Origin of the sequence: Psychrobacter sp. TB55-MNA-CIBAN-0194, from assembly GCF_040309505.1 — a bacterium.
GTDB lineage: Bacteria > Pseudomonadota > Gammaproteobacteria > Pseudomonadales > Moraxellaceae > Psychrobacter > Psychrobacter fozii.
In genome coordinates, this window is sequence record NZ_JBEOOW010000701.1 from 1 (window position 1) to 242 (window position 242).

Below are 242 nucleotides of genomic sequence, written 5' to 3' on the forward strand. Positions count from 1 at the left end.
GTGCTGAAAAAAGCATATCGCCTAAACAACAAAATACGCTATTAAATACGGCAAAGCAGCAGTTTAAAAAACACCAATTTGAAGCCGCACTTAGTAGCTATCAACAACTCAAAAACAGCAATCAAGAAATCGCAAAAAACCTTTATTCATCGTGGCTAGTGCAGCTTAAAACATGGCTAAATAGCAATTTATTACTCAGCGAGTCATTTCTCAATGCGCTATTAAATAACAGCCCTTATAAC

General features: G+C 36.0%; 1 protein-coding gene. It reads left to right on the plus strand.

What is annotated here, in order from left to right:
• The coding region (locus tag AAEY75_RS16790; protein WP_352260297.1) for a hypothetical protein at positions 1 to 242 on the plus strand (242 nt) is incomplete at both ends.